This window comes from Mycobacterium sp., assembly GCF_049673265.1.
Lineage (GTDB): Bacteria > Actinomycetota > Actinomycetes > Mycobacteriales > Mycobacteriaceae > Mycobacterium.
This window is the reverse complement of sequence record NZ_JBATXN010000230.1, coordinates 1-5,671: the sequence shown is the minus strand read 5'-3', so window position 1 is coordinate 5,671 and position 5,671 is coordinate 1. Positions and strand designations below refer to the sequence as shown.

The 5,671-nt window shown below is 61.3% G+C and carries 7 protein-coding genes; 5 read left to right on the top strand and 2 right to left on the bottom strand.

Translation table 11 applies throughout. From position 1 onward, the window contains the following. Positions 1-540, top strand: a 540-nt coding sequence (locus tag WBF82_RS08265; RefSeq protein WP_424382564.1) for a PrsW family glutamic-type intramembrane protease, incomplete at its 5' end; no start/stop codon positions are given. Here WBF82_RS08265 and WBF82_RS08260 read toward each other — a convergent pair. Beyond that, positions 529-1,134, bottom strand: a complete 606-nt coding sequence (locus tag WBF82_RS08260) for a TetR family transcriptional regulator (protein WP_424382563.1) — start codon at positions 1,132-1,134, stop codon at positions 529-531. The genes WBF82_RS08265 and WBF82_RS08260 overlap by 12 nt on opposite strands. Positions 1,135-1,208: 74 nt before the next feature. On the opposite strand from WBF82_RS08260, the gene WBF82_RS08255 reads away from it, so the two are divergent. The 4 genes from WBF82_RS08255 to WBF82_RS08240 are packed head-to-tail and all read left to right on the top strand — an operon-like array spanning position 1,209 to position 5,127. Next, positions 1,209-2,039 carry a mycofactocin-coupled SDR family oxidoreductase gene (locus WBF82_RS08255; RefSeq protein ID WP_424382562.1) on the top strand — a complete coding sequence of 277 codons (831 nt, stop codon included), beginning with the start codon at positions 1,209-1,211 and terminating at the stop codon, positions 2,037-2,039. A 6-nt stretch (positions 2,040-2,045) separates the two neighbouring features. Then, positions 2,046-2,861, top strand: a complete 816-nt coding sequence (locus tag WBF82_RS08250; protein ID WP_424382561.1) for a mycofactocin-coupled SDR family oxidoreductase — start codon at positions 2,046-2,048, stop codon at positions 2,859-2,861. An 8-nt stretch (positions 2,862-2,869) separates the two neighbouring features. Further along, the gene (locus WBF82_RS08245) at positions 2,870-3,667 is read left to right on the top strand and encodes a carboxymuconolactone decarboxylase family protein (RefSeq protein WP_424382560.1); all 798 of its coding nucleotides are present in this window, start codon (positions 2,870-2,872) and stop codon (positions 3,665-3,667) included. Next, a complete protein-coding gene (locus WBF82_RS08240) occupies positions 3,664-5,127 on the top strand; it encodes an aldehyde dehydrogenase family protein (protein WP_424382559.1) in 1,464 nt (487 codons plus the stop codon). The genes WBF82_RS08245 and WBF82_RS08240 overlap by 4 nt, the downstream gene beginning before the upstream one ends. A gap of 7 nt (positions 5,128-5,134) precedes the next feature. On the opposite strand, the gene WBF82_RS08235 is transcribed toward WBF82_RS08240, so the two are convergent. Then, positions 5,135-5,671 (bottom strand): phospholipase D-like domain-containing protein (locus tag WBF82_RS08235; RefSeq protein ID WP_424382558.1); only part of this gene is annotated, 537 nt, incomplete at its 5' end.

The window sequence follows — 5,671 nt, the reverse complement described above, 5'->3', positions numbered from 1 at the left end:
GTCAGTGGCGTTGCCGCGCACATTCTTTACAGCGCGATCTTCGGCGCCGGTCTGGTTTATCTGCTCGGCCGGCCCGCCGAACCACGCAAAGTCGGGCGGGGTTTGCTTTTGGTCGCGATACCGATGCTGCTGCACGGGACATGGGACTCGCTGTGCGCCGTCGCCGGGCCCAGCGGGCTGAAGCTGATCGGGCTGCTCGTCGCGGTGATCGTTATTGCGCTCGTAATCCTTGCGCGGGTTTACAAGTTGACGGTGAAACGGGAACAGGGCTTTGTCCGCGACGTGATGGCCCCAGAGGAGGCCCGCAACGTCATCACCGCGGCCGAACTCGACGCGATGGCCGGTAACCGCAAGGCCCGCAAGGCTTATCGCAAGGCCAGCCGTAAAGGCCGCGAACGTAAGCGTGCCCGCTACGTGCTCAATGCTGCGTATGCCCTCGCAGCGGAGTTGGCAGCCGCGCGTGGTGCCGACACCGACCGAGTGCAGTTCGCTCGCTCGGAAGTCGCCAGAATTCGCGCGGGCACCACCTCACAATGGTGAGTTAGCGGCGCTCGCCTCATATCCGGCGGTCAATCGGAACACAGTCCGCTCGATCCCGGGGACAATCTCGGTGACGTCGATTTCTCCCTCGGTGAACCGCCCGAGGAATCCGAAAATGACACCGGTAAGTATGAGCTCGAAATCTTGCGCGAACTCTGAATCAACTTGTGCCAGTGCGGCTCGAGCGACTGGAAGCACGGCTTCGAGGCCGCGCTGGATGAGACGCTGTCCACCTGGTCCTGATCGTGCCCGGAAATAGGAGCGCAACATCAGTGGGTGTTGTTCCCACGGTTCGAAGATCGTCCGGAACATGTCCATCAGGTTTGAGTAGACGGACGAATCCGGCGTGAAGGCCGCTGGCGCTGCGAGTCCCGCGTACCGGTTGGCCTCCATCCACCACTCCAGGGCAGCGACGATGAGTTCGTCACGGGTCGCATAGCGCTTGTAGATCGTGGCGAGGGATACGCGCGCCCGCCTCGCAACTTCGCGAAGCTGGACGGCTTCATAACCCTCGGTGTCGAGCAGGTCGACCACGATCTCGATGATCGGGTCCAGTCGGTCTTCGCCGCCCCCTTCTGCCATCACGGTAACCATGTTACTGTAGCACCTCAGTAACCACGTTACTGGGCTTCTATCTGCGTTGACGGCATGAACAATAGTGAGGAAATGTGGGCAAGCTCGACGGCAAAATCGCCTTTATCTCCGGGGTTGCCCGTGGTCAGGGACGCAGTCACGCGATCCGACTAGCCCGGGAAGGCGCGGACATCATCGGCATTGACATCTGCGCCGACATCCCCGCCAACCACTATCCGATGGCATCCCGGGAAGAACTCGGCGAAACGATCGGCCTGGTTGAGCAGGCCGGCGGCAAGATGCTGGGAACCATCGCGGACGTGCGCGACTTCCACAAAGTCAAATCGGCGATGGACGCAGGAGTCGAGCATTTCGGACGCCTCGACATTGTGCTCGCCAACGCCGGGATTGCTCCCGTGGCGTTCCGTGAATTGAGCATCGAAGAGGAGCTGGAGCAGTGGCGCGCGGCAATAGGCGTCAACCTTGACGGCGCCTATCACGTTGCATGGGCCGCGATTCCGCATCTGCTCGCCGGCAACCGCGGCGGGTCGATCGTGTTCACCAGTTCAACCGCGGGGCTGAGAGGGTTCGGCGGCATGCAAGGTGGCGGCCTCGGGTATGCAGCGTCCAAACACGGCATCGTCGGATTGATGCGCACACTCGCCAATGCGCTTGCTCCGGTGAATATTCGAGTCAACACGGTACATCCGACAGCGGTCAACACGATGATGGCGGTCAATCCCGCCATGACCGAGTTCCTGGAAAACTACCCCGGCGGCGGCCCGCATCTGCAAAACCCGCTACCCGTCGAGCTGCTCGAACCTGAAGACATCAGCGCCGCGATCGCGTACCTCGTCTCCGATGAAGGCAGATACGTGACCGGCGTGACCTTCCCCGTCGACGCCGGCTTCTGCAACAAGTTGTGAAGCACTATGGGAACTAGCAACTCGTCGGGTCGCGTGCAGGACAAGCGCGTTCTGATCACCGGAGCCGCCCGCGGAATGGGACGAAGCCATGCTGTGCGGCTGGCGGAGGAAGGCGCCGACCTCATCCTCGTGGATATCTGCGCGCCGATCCCCGGGCTGGACTATCCGTTGTCGACGGAAGCTGACTTGGCGGAGACCGCGAAGTTAGTCCGCGAACATCAACGCACCGCCGTGACCCACGTCGCCGATGTTCGCGATGCCGAGGCGATGAAAGCCGTAGTCGACGAGGCAGTCTCCAAGTTGGGCGGTCTGGACGCCGCCGTTGCCAACGCCGGAGTCCTGACCGTCGGTACTTGGGACGCCACGACGACCGAGCAGTGGCACTTGGTTCTCGATGTCAACCTGATCGGCGCTTGGAACACATGCGCCGCCGCGATCCCCCATCTGGTTGAGCGCGGCGGCAGCCTTGTCAACATTAGTTCGTCGGCGGGGATCAAGGGCACACCGCTTCATGTGCCGTATACCGCATCGAAACACGGGATTGTGGGCATGACTTTGGCTCTGGCCAATGAGCTTGCTGCACAGAATATTCGGGTGAACACCGTTCATCCAACGGGAGTCGCCACAGGTATGGCCCCACCGTCCATGCACGACCAAATCGCCGGGCGGCCAGACCTTGTCCCAATTTTCCTCAACGCGCTGCCAGCGCCACTTATCGAGCCGTCGGATGTGAGCAACGCAGTGTTGTTCTTGGTTTCGGATGAATCGCGCTATGTCACCGGACTCGAGTTCAAGGTCGACGCCGGCGTGACGATCAGGTAGGAGCCACGATGAACACCTCTCGCCGAGAGCGGGGCCTTCGCCAGTACACCGAAGTGATGACCATCGCCGCTCCGGCCGATCCCAGCCCGGTGATCGCAGAGGGGCTGATCGACTTCGTCTTTGCAGAGATTTGGTCGCGGCCGACGCTGAGCCGTCGCGATCGAAGGTTCGTGACGCTGGCGTGCGTCGCCGCCGCCGACGCCATGCAACCGTTGGAACAGCACGTGTACGCGGCGCTAAACAGCGGCGACATCACCATCGCTGAGATGCGGGAAACCGTACTGCATTTCGCTGTCTATGCGGGCTGGCCGAAGGCATCGCGGTTCAACATCGTTGTCGATCAACAGTGGGCCGCGATCATGGCGGAACGCCGTGAGGAATGTCCATCACCCGAACCGCTGTTGCCCCTGGTCACCCAGAGCGACCCGGAGCAAAGACTGCGTGGTGGCGAGCAGTCCTTCAAGGACATCAACTGTCTTCCCTTTGCGCCGCCACGGGACAACCCGTACTCGGGCGCGGGCATCTTGAATTTCGTGTTCGGCGAGATGTGGCTGCGCCCTGGGCTCGGGATCAAGGAACGACGACTGGTTACCGTCGCATGCGTTGCGTTCCAGGACGCGGAAATTCCGGTCATCTCGCATGTCTACGCCGCCCTGAAGAGCGGCGATGTGTCGTTCGACGAGATGGATGAACTGGCACTGCAATTCGCTGCATACTACGGCTGCGCGAAGGCGGACTACCTCAACCAAGTGATCGGCGAGCAGAAGCAACGGGTGTTGGCCGAGAACCAGGTCGACGCGCGATGACGACGATGCCTGCTACTCCCTTGCACTCTGGTGCACTGCTCATCGGTGGCGAACGGATCGCCGCCGCATCAGGCGGAACGTATGACCATAGATATCCCGCCAACGGCCTGTGCAATGCGACGATTCCGCTGGCCGGTAGATCGGAGGTTGATCGCGCTGTGGAAAGCGCTTGGGAGGCGCAGCGACAATGGCTCTCGTACCCGGTTGACCGACGCCGTGATCTCCTGTTTGACCTAGCCGATGTGGTCCGCGACCACTTCGCCGAGCTCGCCGAGTTGAACGTCCACGATTACGGCGTCCCGATCGCAATGGCCGGCAATTCATTTCTGACTGAACGATTCATCCGCTACTACGCCGGTTACGCAGACAAAGCGCACGGCACCAGTACCCCGGTCAGCGGCGCATTCGACGTCAACATCGTCGAACGCGAGCCCTATGGCGTCGTTGGTGTCATCGCACCCTGGAACGGGCCGCTCGTGGTCATCGGTTCGGCGGTAGCGCCCGCTCTTGCTGCGGGAAATGCGGTCATCATCAAGCCATCGGAGCTCGCGGCATTAGCCCCATTGCGATTTGGTGAGCTGTGCCTCGAAGCCGGTCTGCCGGCCGGGTTAGTCAACGTACTGCCTGGCGGGCCGGAAGGCGGTGATGCCATGGTCCGCCATCCACGAATCCGCAAGATTCACTTCACCGGCGGCCAATCGACAGCACAGAAAGTGCTGCAGGCAGCAGCCCACAATCTGACCCCTGTCACCGCCGAACTCGGCGGCAAATCTGCCTATCTGGTCTTTGCTGACGCCGACATCGATCAGGCTGCCTCCCTGGCGGCATTTCAGGGACCGATCACCCAAGCGGGCCAAAGCTGTGCCTGCGCTGCCAGGGTCTTGGTCGAGGAATCCGTGTATGACAACTTCGTCGAGAAGTTGGTGGCAGCCGTCCAGGCCGCGAAGATCGGTGATCCGCTTCGGCCGGACGTCATGCTCGGACCCGTCATCACCGAAGCGGCCGCCAACCGCATACTGAGCGTTGTCGACGAGGCGGTCAGCACGAATGCCGGCGAATTGGTCACTGGCGGAGCGCGACTGGGGGGTGACCTTGCCGACGGCTACTTCATCGAACCAACCGTCTTTGCCAATGTGGACAACCGCTCGGCACTTGCTCAAACCGAGACGTTTGGACCGGTGGTGTCCGTCATTCCCTTCGCCGACGAATCCGAGGCCATCGACGTCGCAAACGACACCCGGTACGGACTCAATGCCTTCCTCTGGACAACCGCGCTCGAGCGAGCACACCGGGTTGCGCGGCAACTCGAGGCAGGTTCGGTGTGGATCAACAGGCACAGCGACATCGAGCCACAAAGCCCGTACGGGGGCTACAAACAAAGCGGCTACGGCCGCACCGGCGGGATCGAAGGACTCCATGATTTCTTGCTAGTCAAGAACATCCGCATCGGTATGGGATAACACTCCGTTACGACGGCCTGTTGAGTCCTGCGATGAACCGTTGCACGCTTCGGGTCAGTGAGCGGGGAACGTGGTCGGGGTCCATCAAGTCGTGCTCGGCCAGTGGTCCTGCCTCATCGGCCACGGTCTCCTCGGTGAACAGCTGCAATGTCCTGCCGTCTCCTCGAAGCGCTTCGATCGTCTTCAGTAACGACCGGCATTCAGACATCGCCTTCTCAAACTCGCCGATAGATACGCCGAGGTGTTCCGAAACCAATTCATTTCGCACACAGGTGATCTGATGACGCAAGTCGTCATGGTCCGAGTTGTTCAAGTCCGCCTCGATGGCCAAATCGCACTCGCTGTCGAACCCCATCGACCGGTTGTTGAGATTTGAAGAGCCGATACGCAGTAGTCGATCGTCGACCACCACAACCTTCGAGTGAACGTAGATCGGTGCGCCGCCGTCAGTCACCGGCCAGTAGATGCCCAAACGGTGATGCTCGTCTGCTTCCCACAGCACATGAATGAGCCGGTGGCGTGCGCTGTCCATCGTTCCGCGCTC

Coding starts and splice junctions, on each gene's coding strand:
- WBF82_RS08260 (WP_424382563.1), bottom strand. CDS start 1,134: ATGGTTACCGTGATGGCAGAAGGGGGCGGCGAAGACCGACTGGACCCG.
- WBF82_RS08250 (WP_424382561.1), top strand. CDS start 2,046: ATGGGAACTAGCAACTCGTCGGGTCGCGTGCAGGACAAGCGCGTTCTG.
- WBF82_RS08245 (WP_424382560.1), top strand. CDS start 2,870: ATGAACACCTCTCGCCGAGAGCGGGGCCTTCGCCAGTACACCGAAGTG.
- WBF82_RS08240 (WP_424382559.1), top strand. CDS start 3,664: ATGACGACGATGCCTGCTACTCCCTTGCACTCTGGTGCACTGCTCATC.